At 51.4% G+C, this 17127-nt stretch carries 15 protein-coding genes; 6 read left to right on the top strand and 9 right to left on the bottom strand.

The window, feature by feature from the left end; all coding sequences use genetic code 11:
- The first annotated feature begins 1 nt into the window (after position 1).
- Complete coding sequence (locus tag FE845_RS18750; protein ID WP_200361107.1) at positions 2-976, top strand: GNAT family N-acetyltransferase; 975 nt, start codon at positions 2-4, stop codon at positions 974-976.
- Here FE845_RS18750 and FE845_RS01135 read toward each other — a convergent pair.
- Entirely contained in the window at positions 973-1983 is a 1011-nt protein-coding gene (locus FE845_RS01135) for a LysR family transcriptional regulator (protein WP_200361109.1), read from the bottom strand. The two genes, FE845_RS18750 and FE845_RS01135, sit on opposite strands and share 4 nt — an antisense overlap.
- A 245-nt stretch (positions 1984-2228) precedes the next feature.
- Here FE845_RS01135 and FE845_RS01140 point away from each other — a divergent pair, with 245 nt between their 5' ends.
- Positions 2229-2999: a hypothetical protein gene (locus FE845_RS01140; RefSeq protein ID WP_200361111.1), complete on the top strand. Its 771-nt coding sequence runs from the start codon at positions 2229-2231 to the stop codon at positions 2997-2999.
- 52 nt (positions 3000-3051) lie between these two features.
- Complete coding sequence (locus tag FE845_RS18755; protein ID WP_320159657.1) at positions 3052-5058, top strand: ATP-binding protein; 2007 nt, start codon at positions 3052-3054, stop codon at positions 5056-5058.
- Here the strand turns inward: FE845_RS18755 and FE845_RS01150 are convergent.
- The 4 genes from FE845_RS01150 to lldD all read right to left on the bottom strand — a co-directional run bounded on the left by FE845_RS01150 (position 5018) and on the right by lldD (position 10095).
- The gene (locus tag FE845_RS01150; protein ID WP_227713986.1) at positions 5018-5485 is read right to left on the bottom strand and encodes a MarR family winged helix-turn-helix transcriptional regulator; all 468 of its coding nucleotides are present in this window, start codon (positions 5483-5485) and stop codon (positions 5018-5020) included. The two genes, FE845_RS18755 and FE845_RS01150, sit on opposite strands and share 41 nt — an antisense overlap.
- A 9-nt stretch (positions 5486-5494) precedes the next feature.
- Entirely contained in the window at positions 5495-5980 is a 486-nt protein-coding gene (locus FE845_RS01155; RefSeq protein ID WP_200361113.1) for a glutathione peroxidase, read from the bottom strand.
- A 146-nt stretch (positions 5981-6126) separates the two neighbouring features.
- Complete coding sequence (locus FE845_RS01160; RefSeq protein ID WP_200361115.1) at positions 6127-8937, bottom strand: FAD-binding and (Fe-S)-binding domain-containing protein; 2811 nt, start codon at positions 8935-8937, stop codon at positions 6127-6129.
- Between the two features lie 21 nt (positions 8938-8958).
- Complete coding sequence (gene lldD / locus FE845_RS01165; RefSeq protein ID WP_200361123.1) at positions 8959-10095, bottom strand: FMN-dependent L-lactate dehydrogenase LldD; 1137 nt, start codon at positions 10093-10095, stop codon at positions 8959-8961.
- A 220-nt stretch (positions 10096-10315) separates the two neighbouring features.
- Here lldD and FE845_RS01170 point away from each other — a divergent pair, with 220 nt between their 5' ends.
- Positions 10316-11119: an FCD domain-containing protein gene (locus tag FE845_RS01170; protein ID WP_227713987.1), complete on the top strand. Its 804-nt coding sequence runs from the start codon at positions 10316-10318 to the stop codon at positions 11117-11119.
- Between the two features lie 41 nt (positions 11120-11160).
- On the opposite strand, the gene FE845_RS01175 is transcribed toward FE845_RS01170, so the two are convergent.
- Positions 11161-11922 (bottom strand): hypothetical protein, encoded by a 762-nt coding sequence (locus FE845_RS01175; protein ID WP_200361127.1) that lies wholly within the window; start codon positions 11920-11922, stop codon positions 11161-11163.
- A gap of 14 nt (positions 11923-11936) precedes the next feature.
- Positions 11937-12521, bottom strand: coding sequence for a glycoside hydrolase family protein (locus FE845_RS01180; protein WP_200361129.1), 585 nt, complete (start codon positions 12519-12521; stop codon positions 11937-11939).
- 351 nt (positions 12522-12872) lie between these two features.
- Here FE845_RS01180 and FE845_RS01185 point away from each other — a divergent pair, with 351 nt between their 5' ends.
- Both FE845_RS01185 and FE845_RS01190 read left to right on the top strand, forming a co-directional pair.
- Positions 12873-14087 carry a pyridoxal phosphate-dependent aminotransferase gene (locus FE845_RS01185; protein WP_200361131.1) on the top strand — a complete coding sequence of 405 codons (1215 nt, stop codon included), beginning with the start codon at positions 12873-12875 and terminating at the stop codon, positions 14085-14087.
- A 42-nt stretch (positions 14088-14129) separates the two neighbouring features.
- Entirely contained in the window at positions 14130-14591 is a 462-nt protein-coding gene (locus tag FE845_RS01190) for a hypothetical protein (protein WP_200361133.1), read from the top strand.
- A 68-nt stretch (positions 14592-14659) separates the two neighbouring features.
- On the opposite strand, the gene pdxB is transcribed toward FE845_RS01190, so the two are convergent.
- Positions 14660-15817 carry a 4-phosphoerythronate dehydrogenase PdxB gene (pdxB, locus tag FE845_RS01195; RefSeq protein WP_200361135.1) on the bottom strand — a complete coding sequence of 386 codons (1158 nt, stop codon included), beginning with the start codon at positions 15815-15817 and terminating at the stop codon, positions 14660-14662.
- 17 nt (positions 15818-15834) lie between these two features.
- On the bottom strand, positions 15835-17124 hold the full coding sequence (locus tag FE845_RS01200) for a DEAD/DEAH box helicase (protein WP_200361137.1): 1290 nt from the start codon (positions 17122-17124) through the stop codon (positions 15835-15837).
- Positions 17125-17127: the final 3 nt, after the last annotated feature.

Consider the following 17127-nt stretch of genomic DNA (forward strand, 5'->3'; position numbering starts at 1 on the left):
CATGACCATCCGAATTCGCAAATACAGCTGGCAGCTCGCTCCGGCGCACATCCGGAGCATCCGCCAGAAGGTTTTTGTTGAAGAGCAAAAGGTGCCGCCTGAGCTTGAGTGGGACGATACCGACGAAATTGCCGATCATTTTCTTGCGGTGCTGCCCGACAATACGCCAGCTGGCGTCGCCCGGATGTTCTCGACGCTGAACGAAACCGGCCACATAGGGAGAATGGCCATACTGCCGGAATGTCGTGGTCGAGGTATTGGTGAGGCCTTGCTCCGGCACCTGATCATGGAATCGGCCGGGCAGTATCAAGAGCTGAAGCTCTCGGCACAACAACACGCCATTGCGTTCTACCAACGCGCTGGCTTCCATGTTTGTTCCGAGCCTTACGACGATGCGGGCATACCTCATCTGGACATGCGCTGTTTTGCTCCAGCTCTTCTTGCTGCACAAACGCAGCCCCAATCCGGGCGGCCAACGCCACTTTTGCTTGGTGCAGATACAGAATCCTGGCTCTTCGATAGCGAAAGTCATCTTATAGACCTATTGGATTCTATGGTGGGGCAAGCAAGTCAACGGCTGTGGCTGTATGACCGTATACTGGATCACGACCTTTACGATCGCCATAGATTCCGAGAGCTGGTTTCTGGCCTTGCGCGCCAGCACAGGCTTAGCGACATTCGGCTGTTAATCCACGATGACCAACCGCTTGTAAAGCGCCGCCATCAGTTGGTCGAATTAATGCGCAGGCTACCCAGTCGCATTGAGCTGAAACTGGTTAACAACGACTATCCCCACGAAGACCAGCCATTTATCCTCGCAGATCGCGAAGGCGTTATCTATCGGCACGATTTTACCCAGCCATCAGGGTTTGCGGGCTTCGCTGACAGCGGAAGGGTTAAGCTGCTATCCGACAATTTCCAGCGTATGTGGGACACAGGGCGCCACTCCCTTGAGCTACGCGAGCTACCGATTTAATGGGTGCCTGAAGTCCTATCGGTTGCATCAATAGACTCAAAGCGAGCGCCAAAAGGCGCGAATTCTTCATCCACCTCTTCCGCCACATCTGAAATTAACCGTCGCAGCCACTGATGATCCGCGTTGTGCTGTAGCAGCGGGCTCCATGCCATTTTGAGTTCAAAAGGTGGGATCTCGAAGGGTGGGATCTTCACCACAAGATTTGCATTGTCTTTTTGCAGCCAGGCGGCTCTGGACGGCAATGTGGCGATTAGATCGTGCTGTTCAGCTAAAAGCATAGCCGACTGGTAATGCCGGGTGAATACTGAAATCTGGCGTTTGCTACCCATGCGGGACAAAGCTTCATCAACCCAACCAAGCCGCTGCACGTCTTTCGGGTTTACACCAACACCGACACCAAAGCCGGTTTTACTGACCCATATATGGCTCGCATCCAAATAGGTATCCAAGGTGAACGGCTCCCTGAGTATGGGATTGCGGGCGTTCATCAGGCAGGCAAAATACTCAATCCACAGAGTTTTTTGATGAAAGGACTGAGGGATTTTATCGAAACGGTTGATCGCCATATCCAGACGCCCCTGCTCCACATCCAAAAAGCTCACATCACTGGGAGTCAAAACGTCCAGCGTTACGTGAGGCGCCTCCTGCCGGATGCGCCGCAACACCCGTGGCATTAGGCAAGATTCAGCATAATCACTGGCCATGATTCGAAACACCCGCTGGCTTTCCAGTGCGGCAAACGGCGTTTTCTCCTGCACTGCCTGCTCAATATCTGAAAGAATCCCTCTCACCAACGGCTGCAATTCCTGAGCGCGTTCGGTGGCCGTCATGCCTTCGCTTGTTCGCACCAACAAAGGGTCACCGAATAAGTCCCGCAAACGTCGCAAGCTATTGCTCATGGCCGGCTGGGTGATGCCGAGATGGTTGGCAGCTTTGGTTACGTTGCGCTCCCGCAGTAAAACATCAAGATAAACAAGCAGATTGAGATCAATACGTGAAAGATTCATAAAAACTCCAGAGCACAACGAAAACCATTAATTCGGCGCAAAAACCGCGGGGCAGTCACAAATTTAATATACAGAAAATATAGAATTCATAAAATAAATAAGAAAAACGAACTTTCACATTTGATTCCGGATTCAATCCAGAATTTCTGCTAATCTTTCTGATACTTGCCGAGAATATCGGTAATTCGGGTCAGAATTCTTTAGCAGGCATGACTTGCCCAAAAGCCGGAGTCATTACACAACTAATGAATACCATCACGATTGTTATTGCTTTGGCAGCCATTGTCGCGGCCTCAATTATCGTTATTGTGGTCAGCCAGATGCGTGAAAAGGCCCGTATTGAGCGTGCTCGCAAAATCACGGCGCTTGAGGACAGCTATAAGCGGTGCAACCGTCTGCTGTCCGAGATCCCCGGGCAATACCTGACACCCGACCTGAAGCTGTTATTGCTAAAGCGCATGGAAGACATCTGCAACGATCTGGCGGGCCTCAAGTCCGGCCTGCCCGTTGAACAATGGCGTGAGGCCGCCGTACAAAGAAAAACACTGGTTCGGGAAAATCGCGACGAGGTACGCCCGGTAAAGATCGATTCGGCGGAGAAGTCGAACTACGTTAAAGAATTGCTGCAAAACCTGTTCAAGATGATCGAGGCCATGCATAAAAGTGGCCGCGTAGATGGCGCAACTGCAAAAAAGAACCTGAAGTATGTTTTGTTTCTGGTGCACAAAACCCACGCGGATCTACACGTTTTCCAAGCGCGGGAGCATATCCGGCAGAACCAGACACGCAAAGCCATACACGCCTATCATCTGGCCAGCACAGAAATGGGGAAATCCAGAGATAACCCACTTGCCATGAAAGCCGTAAAAAGCTTCCGCATCCGCATAAAGGAATTGGAGGCCATGAGCTTGGAAGGTAACGATACCAAACCTGCGGATTCCGAATCGCAACTCGACAAACAGTGGGACAACTTTCTTCATGATGAAGAGTGGAAGAAAAAAGCCGACTACGACTGAAAGGTTAAACCGGGCAGCGTAAGCACACCCGTGTACAGGTACAGTGACACCCGTGACCCAAGGCTTCAAACACCGCCTATCCTACCGACTCACTCGCGATACAGTCCTTATCGCTATGGTGCTGGGTCTCATCCTTAATATCGTGCAAATCACTCTGGACTACTTTGCCGCCCACAAATCTATGAATGAGGACATTCAAGCGCTGATCGAGATCAGCCACAGTCCTGCGTCTCAGATTGCCTACAATATCGACGTACGTTTGGCTGAAGAACTGCTGGACGGCCTCCTAAGGCATCCTGCAACCGTTGATGCGAGAATTGTTGATAGCGACGGCAGCACCATGGCAGCCGCCAGCAAAAGTAGCCCTGTATCGCCCTATCGTTGGATAAGCGACGAACTGTTTGACGAAAGCCGAGTATTCAGCCGTGAGCTGCAGGTTTCCCAGCTCAACAACCTACCTCTGGGCCAACTTGTGGTTACCGTAGACACCTACCACTACGGCCTACAATTTTTGGAACGCGCCAGTTACACGCTGATTAGCGGGCTTCTGAAAAGCCTGATTCTCTCGGCATCACTGCTTGGAATTTTCTACCTGATACTAACGCGACCCATGCTCAGCGTTATTAGTGCCCTAAGTGAGGTTAATACCCGGTCACCGGAAAAAATCCGGTTACCTGTTCCCTCAAGCCATCAACACGATGAAATAGGCACTATGGTAGGGATTATTAACCAGCATCTGGAAACCATAGACTTCACGTTAGCCCAGCTCCGCATGGCGGAAAGCGCCATGAAAAACTATTCAAGCGAGCTGGAGCACGAAGTCGAGAGCCGAACCCGTGAAATATCCGAAAAGAATCAGGCATTGCAGCGCGGCAACCGAGCGCTGGTAAAAGCGAAAGAAGATGCCATGCGCAGAGCCAGAGCCAGAGCGAACTTTCTGGCCAGCATGAGCCATGAAATACGCACCCCGCTAAATGGCGTTCTGGGAATGCTTGGGCTTGCGGTGGATGCTGAGCAGGACGAATCCAAACGCCAGCGCCTTGAAATCGCTTTGTCAGCCGGTGAAAGCCTGCTCGGCATACTCAACGACATTCTGGATATTTCCAAGGTTGAGGCCGGAAAGCTCAATCTCGAAAACATTCCCTTCGATTTGCAAGGCTTGATTGAGGAATGCTCAACTCTGCACACCCATCAAGCGCGCAAGAAGGGCATTGAGCTGATCGCCGAGACTGAACCCGAATTCCCGGAACAGTTTTTGGGTGATCCAACACGCATTCGTCAGATTTTAAATAACCTACTAAGCAATGCCGTCAAGTTTACCGACTCCGGCAGTGTGCGCATCACGGCAGACTATTCCGCGGGTGTTGTAACAATCAAAGTGAGCGATACCGGTATAGGTATGAGCAAGGAAGGCTTGCGCAAGATCTTTTCGCCCTTCTCACAGGCTGACACGCAAACCACACGCCTGTATGGCGGCACCGGGCTGGGCCTAACGCTTTGTCGTCAACTGGTTGAGCGCATGCAGGGTGAAATCAAGGTCGATTCGAAAGAGCATCAGGGAACCCGTTTCACCGTCACTCTGCCATTACCGGTTCACAGCCATCAGGGCGCAAACAATCCCCACAGGCTGCCCGTCGGGTCCAAGATATCCGAAGGCACAGAGCCAGCGCAGGACTCTCTCCGAATACTTCTGGTTGAAGACAACGAAGTGAATCAGATGGTCGCCTGCACACTGCTGAAAAAGATGGGGCACCAAGTGGAGATTGCGGAAAACGGCATTGTGGCGATCGAAGCCCTTGAACAAGGGCATTTCGATCTGGTTCTCATGGATTGCCAAATGCCGGTCATGGACGGTTACGAAACAACTCGCAGAATCCGCAAAAATCCCGAGTGGCGAAATTTGCCAATCATTGCCGTTACGGCCAACGTGATGCAAGGAGACCGGGATGACTGCTTTGCTTGCGGCATGAACGATTATATTACCAAGCCTTACAACCGAACCCAGTTATCCGAAGCCATTACTCGTTGGGCACCTCCCCCTCCCCCTGAGTCTCCATAGACTTTAGCACCGCATTCAGTTCATTTCTCAGAGCAAGCAAGCGCTCTGGCGCCACATCCAAGCCACACAGGAGCTTTTGCGGTACCTGTATGGCCAGTTCCCGGAGATCGGCACCCTTTTGGGTCAGCGATATGGTCACCACACGTTCATCGACTAGACTGCGGTCTCTGCTAATCAGGCCCCGCTGAGCCAAGCGTTTTAATAGCGGGGTAAGCGTGCCTGAATCAAGCCTCAACCTCCCTCCAAGGTCCGAAACCCGGGTAGGCTGGCCCGCCCGGGCACGCTCCCATAGCACAAGCATCACAAGGTATTGTGGATATGTCAGATCCAATTCGGCAAGCAGCGGGCGATAACGCGAGGTAACAGCCCGGTTAACTGCGTATAAGCTGAAACAGATCTGGTTATCCAGTGCCAGTAGATCGTCCAAAACGGCGCCTTACAAAAGCTTTTCGATATCTGCTTTGATATCTGCGGGCTTAGTGGTGGGTGGATAGCGACGCACAACTTTGCCATCCCGGCTTACAAGAAATTTCGTAAAGTTCCATTTTACTTTCTCAGAGCCGAGGAGCCCTTTCGCTTCGGCTTTCAAAAACTGGAACAGAGGGTGAGCATTGGGCCCATTGACATCAACTTTCGAGAACATCGGAAAGTCCACGCCATAGTTCAAACTACAGAACTCACTGATGGCTTTATCATCGGCAGGATCCTGATTCAGGAACTGGTTGCAGGGAAACCCAAGCACTTCTAACCCCTTGGCACCCAGTTCTTTGTGCAACGACTGCAAGCCTTCGAACTGCGGCGTTAAACCGCACTTGCTGGCTGTATTCACAATCAAGAGAACCTGCCCCTGATACTCAGCCATCGTTTTTTCATTGCCCTTAATATCTTGAACGGTAAAGTCATAAATTGAATCTGCGGCCACAAGCTTCTCCTCAATAGAACCATCACCACCTGTAACGAACAGGCGAGCCTTAAATCTTGCATCATTATATTGTGCACAATTTAGTTGGAGACTATCGGGTTGTAATGAGCCACGCAATCGTTTTTTGGATTAGGGCAGATTCACCATCACTGAGAACTTGGGCGGGTTACTCGGTCAACCAAATACACCAAGCTGTGATAATCCACGCCACTGTGGCTGCTCAAACCAATCTCACAGGTTCGGCTCGTCGACACTCCCTCAGTACAGTGCTGCACCGCCGGTTGCAGAAAACGCAGAGCATGATCGTTCAGTTCCGGTAGGGTAAAGCCCTTATCTCCGGCAAAGCCGCAGCAGTGTATATCCTCCGGCACCACTACGTTCGTGCTGCACTTACGGGCAATCTCTATGAGTGCCTGCCCTTCGCCCAAGTGTTGAGTGCTGCAGGTAACATGTACCACGACCGATTCAGTCTGCGGTGTAAATTCAAGCCGGTCGAACAGGTGGCTCCGAATAAAGCGCACCGGATCGTATATATTCAGGCCGTGACTCTGCTCTTGCAGCAACCGCAGTGTGCAGGGGCTGGTATCACAGTAGATTGGGTCCATGCCCTCGCGGCTGGCACGTTTCACCGCTGCCAGCATTTCAGCCCGTTTACGGTCCGCTTGTTGTGGGTAACCTTTAGAGGCGAAAGGCTGGCCGCAGCACAGCGAATCCATAGCGTCTGGAAACACCACCTCGTAGCCAGCTTTTTCCAACAGCTGACGGGTTTTCGCCAACAATGGAACCTGCTCGCTGTCGGAACGTGACGGCCCCATAGTGTGGGAGGCACAGGACGGTAAGTACACCACGCGCGGGCGCACGGTGTCTGCAGGCGGCTTTATATTCTCGACCCAGCGCACTGGTTGCGGCATAGCTGGACTCCAAGACGGTATCCGACCACCGCTGAGTTTTTTGCTGGATTCAGTCCAGCGCTGTAAACGCGGTGCGCCCAAGAGGCGGTTTGCGCTATCCGCCGCAGCGAGAACTAGCCGAACCCCTTTTAACGCACCGGCGAAGTGTTCTGCCAGCCAGTCGGCGCGTCGGTGAGCCTGCGCCTGATCGGCGCGCAGCTCACGCACCAAATCACCGGTATTAATGCCAACCGGGCAGCGCTGGGCACACAGACCCGTGGCGGCACAGGTGTCTATGCCCTGATACTGGTAGGCTTTTTCGAGCTCATGCGTATCTACGCCCATTCGCTTTTTAGCCTGAATGTCCCGCCAAATCACTATGCGCTGACGCGGGCTCAAGCTTAAACCATGGGACGGACATACTGGTTCACAGAAGCCGCACTCTATGCATTTGTCGATAATCTGATTGGCCACAGGTAGCGGTTTGAGGTTCTTCAAATGAATGTCGGGATCCTTCGACAGCACCACATCCGGATTAAGAATGCCCTGTGGGTCCAGCAAGCGCTTTATCTTCCACATCAGTTGATAGGCGTCACTGCCCCACTCCAGCTCCACAAACGGCGCCATATTGCGCCCGGTTCCATGTTCCGCTTTTAACGAGCCACCGAACTCCACCGCCACCAGGTGGGCAACTTCACCCATAAATGCTTCGTAACGGGCCACTTGGGCAGGATCTTCAAAGCTCTGGGTAAATACAAAATGCAGGTTACCTTCCAGAGCATGCCCGAACAGGATCGCTTCATGGTAATCGTGTTTTTCAAATAATTTGGTCAGCCGCTTAACACCTTCGGCCAACTGGGGAATGGGAAACGTAACATCTTCGATGATAACTGTGGTGCCATTGGGGCGCACCGCGCCAACAGCGGGAAACGTACCTTTGCGAATGGCCCAGAGCTTGTTCGATAGCGTTGCGTTTTCAGTGAACTCAACCTGCTTTTCCACCGAGAAGGGCACCAATACCGAGCGCACCCGCTCGATCTGTTCGTGCAGTATCAACCGACTGGCGGCGCGGGTTTCAATCAGCAAGGCGCAAGCATCCTGCGAAAGCGCTTTTACCCACTCCGGTAGACCATCCTGATTTTCCACGGCGCGCATGCTTCGCCGGTCCAGAAGTTCTACCGCATCTACCGGTTGTTGCTTCAGTAGCGGCACAGCCCGGCAACATTCTTCTACACTTTCGAACACCACCAAGGCGGTAGCTTTGTGCGGGTACTCCGGCACTGTGTTGTATGTGACTGAGCTAATGAAGCCCAAAGTACCCTCGGAGCCCACCATCAGGTGGAGCAGAATATCCAGCGGATCGTCAAAGTCTATCAGGGCGTTCAGTGACAGACCGGTGGTGTTTTTCATCCGGTATTTATGGCGGATACGCTCAGCCAGTGCGCTGTTGGCACGGGTGTCGCGTGCCAAGCGTTCCAGCTGAGCAAGTAGTTCACGATGACTACTGCGAAAATCTGCCACGCTATCGGGGTCTTCACTGTCTAGCACTTTGCCATCTGCAAGCACCAGCCGCATAGCATGGAGGGTTTGGTAGCTATTTTGGGCGGTGCCACAGCACATTCCACTGGCATTGTTAGCGACAATACCGCCAATCTTACAGGCATTGATCGACGCGGGATCCGGGCCAATTTTACGCCCCAAGGGTGCTAGCGCAGCGTTTGCTTGAGCACCAATAACGCCGGGCTGAAGGCGAATGCGCGAACCCTTATCCAAAACATCCCGCCGGCTCCAGCCATCACCCAATACAATCAGCAGCGAATCACTAATGGCTTGGCCCGAAAGGCTGGTGCCCGCAGCGCGAAAAGTCACGGGCACTCCATGGTCGCCAGCCAACTGCAATAGCGTGACAACCTCGTGCTCTGCGCTCACCCGCACGACAAGTTTCGGTATCAAACGGTAGAAACTAGCATCGGTTCCGAACGCCAGTGTCGATAATGGGTCATCAAAACGGCGCGTTGCAGGAATTATTTGATTTACGGCACTCACAAAATCGGCTGGCAAACTCATAACAACCCTCTGATCACTCATCTATGGCTGAACCAGCAACTCAGAGCTTGCATCAGCGATGGTTCGCGCTCCGGTTAGCACCATGGCAACGCGCATTTCGTTTTCAATCAACTTCAGCAGATTGGTAACGCCAGCTTCGCCATCGGCAGCCAGCGCATAAATATAGGCGCGTCCTAGCATGGTGCAGTCAGCGCCCAAGGCGAGCATTCGCAGTACATCCAACCCTGTGCGAATACCAGAGTCGACCAATATCTTCATGTCGCCTTTTACTGCATCTGCTATCGCGGGCAATGCTCGGCAAGTAGAAAGTGCGCCGTCAAGCTGGCGACCTCCATGATTCGATACAATAATGCCATCTGCACCAAAGCTGCGTGCATCGCGGGCGTCGTCAGGATCCAATATGCCTTTGATAACCATAGGCCCATCCCAGAACTCGCGAATCCACTCAAGATCTTTCCAGCAGATGGAGGGATCAAAGTTATCTCCCAGCCAGCCAATGTAGTCCGCAAGGCCCGTCGGGTTGCCCCGATAGGCAGAAATGTTGCCTAGATCGTGAGGCTTACCAAGCAAGCCCACGTTCAGCGCCCAGTGTGGATGGGTCATTGCTTGCAATATGCGCCGGGGCGCTGCATAAGGCCCACTCATGCCGGAGTGAGCATCCCGATAACGGGCGCCGGGCACCGGCATATCCACGGTGAACACCAAGGTTGTTACACCGGCAGCTTTAGCCCGCTCCAAGGCATTGCGCATGAAGCCCCGATCTTTCAAAACATACAACTGAAACCACATGGGCCGACTGATGGCCGGGGCTACCTCTTCAATCGGACACACAGACACGGTCGACATGGTGAACGGCACACCCAAATTAGCTGCAGCACGGGCAGCCTGAACCTCTCCTCGCCGAGCATACATGCCGGTCAAGCCCACCGGAGACAAGGCCACTGGCATAGACAGCGTCTCGTCGAACAGCTTGGTGGTCAGGTTTAGCTCAGTCATGTCATTCAGGACTCGCTGGCGCAGAGCAATCCCCGACAAATCATCAACGTTGCGTTTAAGCGTGTGTTCGCTATAGGACCCGCCGTCGATGTAATGAAACAGAAAGGGCGGCAGCCTGCGTTTGGCCGCGGCACGGTAATCAGTGGAAGCAGAGATGATCATCAGGCGCTCTCTTTCGTTGATGCGAACAGCACAGTGAGAAAAATAAAAATTGGTAATACCAATTTACAACGCAACATTTATAGGTTAAAAAACAATCAAGCACTATGTCAAACAAAACTGACTTATCATTGGTCTATAGTGTGATACTGGCGCATCAAAGCTACAGCCCAAAATTGGATCTAAAGGATTTTTGGTCTTACCAAAATCAAGGTAGGTGATAATGTCACTAATTCAACAGCGCAGACTGTCAGACACCATCGTCGAACGGTTGGAGACCATGATTCTGGAGGGATCTCTAAAACCCGGCGAACGCCTGCCCCCGGAGCGGGTGCTGGCTGATCAGTTTGGCGTATCACGCCCTTCGTTAAGGGAAGGCGTTCAAAAGCTAGTGGCAAAAGGACTTCTGGTTAGCCGCCAAGGCGGCGGTAATTTCGTCAGCGCCAAACTCGGTTCCAGCTTCAGTGATCCATTACTGGCCCTGATGGAGAACAGCCCGGAAGTACACAAAGACTTGCTTGAGTTTCGCCATACACTGGAAGCGGATTGCGCATACTACGCCGCCCTACGGGCGACTGATCTTGATCGCCAACATCTGCAGGCAGCCTTTGACGACCTTCAAGCCTGCTATAGCGCAAGCCCCCACTCCAGTGATGCACGCGCCAAAGAAAGCGCTGCAGACGCCCGGTTTCACATGGCCATAGCGGAAGCCAGTCACAACATGGTTCTACTCCACACCATGCGTGGACTACTCGATACGCTTAAACGTAATGTGGCCACCAATATTGGCGGCATGTATCAACTACGGGATGAAACGCGCGAACGGTTGGTGAAACAGCACTTTGAGCTGTTTATGGCGATCATGAAAAATCAACCGGACGAGGCTCGACGCATCGCCGGTGAGCACATTAGCTATGTACAGGAAGTATTGGCACACAGCCTTGAAGCAGAAACCAGAACAGCCAGAGCGGAGCGCCATCGCTTTCTGGATAAATTCGATAAAGGACAATCACTACTCAAAAAATAGCAAAGCGCTTCGCCAAAGAAGCGCACTTAAAATCTAAAAGCTTAAAAACTCTCAAGAAGCTCCCAATCGCCTTTTCGATTGACCGATAAAACAAATAGTCGCACATTAAAATAATCCCCACCGGTCACATGATCACGCACAACCACAAAAATATCGTTGGTATCGTCACCATTAAAATCTCCATTTCCTAAGACATCAACTTCTTGAAATCCTCCATCATGAAAATAAGTGGCCTTTTCCTCTGAATCCTTTTCAAATCTATCAATGGTCATAACATCACCCCACACCTTAAAATTAGAGTTATCACTTATTCTTTTTAATTCCAAAGTAGATATCGTCATAGCGATTTCCTTTGGCCAAACTTTCGGCAAAAATTCATCAAGAAAAACATCTGGAATAAAGCTATACTTTGCGGAATCTGAGTTAATCAGTAGCCGCGTCGTTTCACACATAACTTTCAATTCAAGATAGGCGGCCATTTCATTGGCTTTTATCGTGTGAGTTTTCGGCCCATACTCGTGAAATAAATCCTCACAGGATGACAAAAATACCTTCTCTCCTTTTTTGTTCTCGACACCGATACCGGCATACCAAGGAGCGCTAATTAGATCCGGAAAATTTCGAATATCAGTTATAGAATCATACGAAAGATCGACAAGTTCTGGCATGGTAAACGCCGGACTCCAACTAACTGGAGTATCCCCCTTAACTCCACTTGATTCACTAACAGCACAACCAAAAAACACCACGCATATCAAAAAAACAGCTGAGATTCGAGCGCAAATTAGCAATGATAGGTTCATAGGTCCACCGGGATTTATGGTATTAATGATAATTTTGCGTTCTTTGCAGCGCTCTCGAATAACCCTCTTACGTAATTATTTCTTTCTGCTGATATAGGATATTTTCGATTTGATTCTTTTGCAGCTACTGCCCAATCTTTCGCCTTCACAGCTTTTGTGAATTTTGGCCAATTATTTCTTAAATCAGTCATTCCGACATTGAAAATTATATCAAACAATGCAAGTCTTACTTCACTTGGGTATTTTGAAAAATCAGAAAAAAGTCTCTTCAACTCAATTTCGAAACTATCTATATGATTATCCGTTAGTAGGTCTATATCGAAGGCGGAAATTTGGAGACTTGTATGCTTTTTATAGAAAGAGGCTAATCGATTCTTTGGTTGTTTTTTTACTGCCTCGTAGTCAGCTCTAATCTCACCTTTAGATGCCCTAGCATTACCATTTTTGAAATTCAATTTTTGCGCGCTTGCGAGATCTTTGAGCAAATGCCCAACTCCAACTGTGACAAAACCTTTTGAGTCAAGATACATATGGCTAACTTTACCTTCGTATTTTTCCATTTTTGCTCGCAGAGTAGCCTTCTCTATTGCAGATGCCATATATAAATCCTACTTTATAGTATTGGGAGACTAAAGCAGAGGGACAGAGGCTAAGCGTCACTAAATTCGACAACTAGGTAAGGTTGGGTTGCTACTGCAGTCACGACACTTTCCTTGTGTTGAAATCGAGATATGACAGTCCAATGTCACTACCAGCCGCAATCATCCGTAATAGCGGTAGCGCCTGTCAACTGTCCTAATTTTGGACACAGCGCAGCCCAATACTCAGGAAACTTGCCATAATTCATCACAATTACCCTGTTGCCGTTGGCCCAGCCTCCGCTAGAATAGGCGCTTGCCTGAATTGCAGGTGCCTGTTTTACGTTTACTGACTGAGGAAGCCCGGGTCTTATGCAAAACTACTACAAATCCGCCAAGCTGGATAACGTGTGTTACGAAATACGTGGCGTAGTGATGCGTGAAGCGCGTCGGCTGGAAGAAGAAGGCCACCGGGTACTTAAACTCAACATCGGCAACCCTGCTGCGTTTGAACTGGACGTTCCTGAGGAGATTCAGCAGGACGTTATCTATAACATGCATCAGGCGCAGGGCTATGTGGAGTCTAAGGGCTTGTTTTCGGCCCGCAAGGCAGTGATGCATTATTGCCAGCAGAGGGGCATCGACAAGGTCGATATCGACGATATCTTTCTGGGCAACGGCGTTAGCGAGCTCATAGTGATGTCCATGCAGGCCATGCTCAATACCGGCGACGAAGTACTTATACCAGCTCCAGATTACCCTCTCTGGACAGCTGCTGTAACGCTCTCTAGCGGTAAGCCCGTGCACTATCGCTGCGACGAGGAGCAAAACTGGTTTCCGGATATCGATGACATCCGTAAAAAGATTACCCGCCGCACCCGCGCCATTGTACTGATCAACCCCAACAACCCTACAGGCGCCGTTTATAGTCAAGAGCTTCTTGAGCAGGTTATTGAACTGGCTCGTAAACATAATCTGATTATTCTCTCTGACGAGATTTACGACAAAATTTTGTACGACGGCACCCAGCACGTCTCCACAGCATCGCTGGCCGACGACGTGCTATTTTTTACCTACAACGGGCTGTCAAAAAATTACCGCGCTGCTGGCTATCGCTCTGGCTGGATGATTATTAGCGGCGCAAAGCACCGGGCTAAAGACCTGATTGAAGGCATAGACATGCTTTCGAACATGCGCCTGTGTGCCAACGTTCCAGCGCAACTGGCGATACAAACAGCGCTGGGCGGCTATCAGTCGATTAACGATTTGGTGGCCCCTGAAGGCAGGCTTTATGAGCAGCGAGAAACCGCCTGGCGAATGCTCAATGATATTCCCGGGGTTAGCTGCGTAAAGCCTCAGGGCGCTCTGTACCTGTTCCCCAGACTGGATCCGAAAAAGTTCCCGGTCGCAAATGACGAAAAACTGGTTCTAGATTTACTATTGCAGGAAAAAATACTTCTGGTTCAAGGTTCCGCCTTCAACATTGATGACAAACAACACCTTCGGGTTGTCTTCCTGCCCCGCAAAGACACGCTTGAAGACGCAATGGGTAGACTGGGCAATTTTTTGGCTAACTACCGACAGTGAAGTGCACCGACAGTAAAACGCACAGGCAGGACGGATTCGCTCATGGCCGACATCCACGTTGAAGAGTTTTACAAAGATGCCGCCATAGCTCTGGTTCAACTGTACGGGGCTTTTCCGAGGCGGGTAAATTTGTTCGTAGAGGATATCGCTGGCCCGGACGAGCCGGATGAGTTTGGCTTACACAGCAAGCGCCACATGGCCTGCTTTGGCGCATTGTTATGGCTGGCAGAAGAAGGGTTTCTCCGGTACGTTGACACCATCCGGCAGGAAGCCCTTGATCAAGCAGTTCTTACTCAAGAAGCCTTCATACGCCTCAGCTCGCCTGCGCCCGACGCGCTCGTTCAAGAGCTGAGTCACCCGGATGACCTTGCTGTAGAGCCTTTGCCTCCGTCTTTAAGGGAAGATCTCTCCAGCCACATTCATCTGGTGCGAACTGCGCTTAAAAGTCGCCACTCCATGCGCATCAGTCATGCTGTTCGGGCGACACTCTTCGCCAGCAAGTAAACCCGGTAAATCACTGCCATAGAAAAGCAAAACGGGGGCTTAAGCCCTCGTTTATTCACAGCAAACAATTATATTTTCAGCTTAAAACCGATAGCGCGAAAGCTGTCCTGTAAGGATCTGCTCGTACCTTTGAGCTGCACTTTTAAGCTTGAACACTCCCGCCGCACAGGATAGTCGCGACGCAGACGGTCGAAAGCCGTGCCACGGTCATCAGCTGAGGATTTCTTCATCGCATTGCGCAAGCGCGCATCATCCTGACGGGGGTCATAGCAGGCCCGCAATGCAATTCGGACTGCCGCATGTTCGTCGGCAGCGCTTGTAAAAGACACTTTACTCAGCGCCGGTTCGGGAAGAAACTGCCCAGCCTTTTTCCGCGTTGGTAGGCCAAGAAACTGGCATGCAGCCTGATATATCATTTCTGTTCCCTGAACCTTGCCTTCTAAGCTATAACCGGCAATGTGAGGCGTGGCCAACCAAACTTTACTCACCAGATCCGGATTTATCCTTGGCTCCTGCTCCCAAACATCGAGAGCGACCAAGGGTGCGTTAGCCCCCGCCAGACACTTCCCAAGTGCAGCGCTGTCAATGACCTCGCCACGCCCGGAATTAATAAGAAGCTGTTCCGAGTTCATCCCGGATAGTTGCCGTTCACCCACCATGTGATAGGTTGGATAAGCCGAGTCACGGGTCAGTGGGGTGTGCAGAGAAACAACGTCACAAGCCAACGCCTCATCCAAAGCAACAAACCTATGTTCGCTCTCAGGCTCACGATCTGCGCGTGGCGGATCGCAAAGTTTGACGGTAAAGCCGAGACGGGACAGCTTTTCTGCAAGCTCCCCTCCAACATTCCCTACGCCGACAATGCCGACGCTGAGTTGTGACCAGTCGTCCAGTGCGCAGCGCTCTGCATATAAGGACAAAACTGCAAGCACATAATCCACAACACTATTGGCATTACATCCCGGCGCGGCAGAAAATCGAATACCCTTTTCCTCGAGCCAACCAAGATCTACATGGTCGGTTCCTATGGTTGCAGTGCCGACGAAGCGCACGCGGCTGCCTTCAAGCAGATCGCTGTCCACCCGGGTGACGGACCGAACCAGCAGCACGTCAGCATCCTTAACATCTTCGGAACTCATGGTACGCCCGGAGACGCGACGGATTTCGCCTATGTCACCGAAAAAGGCGTCCAAAAGTGGAATATTCTCATCTGCAACAATCAACATGCAAAGGCTCCGCCCTGTCAGTTCCTGCGTGGACGTGGGCCACCACGCCCGCCCGGACTCCGGCCACCCGCTCCCTGAGACGGACGACGGCCACGTTTACGGGTGATCGGGGGATTTTCCATTTCAGCCATCAACTCTTCTTCCGGAACGGTTGTTTTCAGTTTCTGGCCGATATATTTTTCGATGGCCGGAAGACCGAAGGAGTCATCCTCACCCGCAAAACTGACTGATACGCCAGTCTTACCAGCGCGACCGGTACGCCCGATGCGATGCACGTAATCTTCTGCGCTGTCTGGCAGGTTGTAATTGAATACGTGGGTAACGCCATTCACATGGATTCCGCGCCCGGCAACATCCGTAGCCACCAGTACCTGAATGCTGCCCGCTTTGAACTGATCAAGGGTTTTCAGGCGTTTAGCCTGAGCAATCTCTCCAGACATTAGTGCAACTTTGACGCCTTGATTGCGCAAATCCTCTTCAAGATCCCGACACTGATCACGGCGATTGGCAAACACCAAGGCCTTTTCAACCTCCGGACGCTTAAGATAGTTCACCAGCACTGGCAGCTTTTCATCATCACCAACCATGTAAACCGTTTGCTCAACCCGTTCAGCGGTTTTCTGTTCCGGCTCGATTTCTACAAACTCGGCATTATTGGTCCACATCGACGCAAGGTTCAGAACATCTTGATTGAAAGTGGCACTGAAGAGCAGCGTCTGGCGTTCATCTTTGGGTGTGCACTTGCGGATAATGCGCTTAACGTCTGGTATAAAACCCATGTCCAGCATCCGATCCGCCTCATCCAGGATGAGGATGTCGAGCTGATCGAGAAACACATCCTGAGAGCCGAGAAAATCAATCAGGCGGCCCGGGGTTGCCACAAGAATATCAACGATTCCGTTGTGCAGCTGTTCCCGCTGTTTGTCGTAGTGCATTCCGCCCACAACGGTAACGACGTTATGGCCGGTGTGCTTGCATAGCTCTTCCGCATCCTTGGCAATCTGCATGGCCAATTCACGAGTTGGCGCCAACGCCAACACACGAGGTTCCGACGCAAAACGGTCTCCCTCCGGTATCGGAGTCTCCAACAAGCTCTGAATAGCGGTAATAAGGAAAGCGGCTGTTTTGCCGGTACCTGTCTGGGCCTGGCCAATCAAGTCTTCACAAGCCAGCGTCCAGGGCAGGGTTTCAGCCTGTATGGGTGTGCAGTATTCAAAACCAATGGCAGCAATGGCGTCCAATAGGCGCTTGTCCAGATTCAGGTCGGTGAATCTTAGATCGCCGGTGTGCTTTGGGTCAGATGTCATGGA

This window comes from Marinobacter sp. 1-4A, assembly GCF_016597725.1.
GTDB lineage: Bacteria > Pseudomonadota > Gammaproteobacteria > Pseudomonadales > Oleiphilaceae > Marinobacter.

Excerpts from the sequence above, each read along its gene's own strand:
- FE845_RS01140 (WP_200361111.1), top strand. The coding sequence starts at position 2,229 with ATGAATACCATCACGATTGTTATTGCTTTGGCAGCCATTGTCGCGGCC.
- FE845_RS01175 (WP_200361127.1), bottom strand. The coding sequence starts at position 11,922 with ATGAACCTATCATTGCTAATTTGCGCTCGAATCTCAGCTGTTTTTTTG.
- FE845_RS01180 (WP_200361129.1), bottom strand. The coding sequence starts at position 12,521 with ATGGCATCTGCAATAGAGAAGGCTACTCTGCGAGCAAAAATGGAAAAA.
- pdxB (WP_200361135.1), bottom strand. The coding sequence starts at position 15,817 with ATGTTGATTGTTGCAGATGAGAATATTCCACTTTTGGACGCCTTTTTC.
- FE845_RS01170 (WP_227713987.1), top strand. The coding sequence starts at position 10,316 with ATGTCACTAATTCAACAGCGCAGACTGTCAGACACCATCGTCGAACGG.
- FE845_RS01135 (WP_200361109.1), bottom strand. The coding sequence starts at position 1,983 with ATGAATCTTTCACGTATTGATCTCAATCTGCTTGTTTATCTTGATGTT.
- FE845_RS01200 (WP_200361137.1), bottom strand. The coding sequence starts at position 17,124 with ATGACATCTGACCCAAAGCACACCGGCGATCTAAGATTCACCGACCTG.
- lldD (WP_200361123.1), bottom strand. The coding sequence starts at position 10,095 with ATGATCATCTCTGCTTCCACTGATTACCGTGCCGCGGCCAAACGCAGG.
- FE845_RS01160 (WP_200361115.1), bottom strand. The coding sequence starts at position 8,937 with ATGAGTTTGCCAGCCGATTTTGTGAGTGCCGTAAATCAAATAATTCCT.
- FE845_RS01190 (WP_200361133.1), top strand. The coding sequence starts at position 14,130 with ATGGCCGACATCCACGTTGAAGAGTTTTACAAAGATGCCGCCATAGCT.
- FE845_RS01185 (WP_200361131.1), top strand. The coding sequence starts at position 12,873 with ATGCAAAACTACTACAAATCCGCCAAGCTGGATAACGTGTGTTACGAA.
- FE845_RS18750 (WP_200361107.1), top strand. The coding sequence starts at position 2 with ATGACCATCCGAATTCGCAAATACAGCTGGCAGCTCGCTCCGGCGCAC.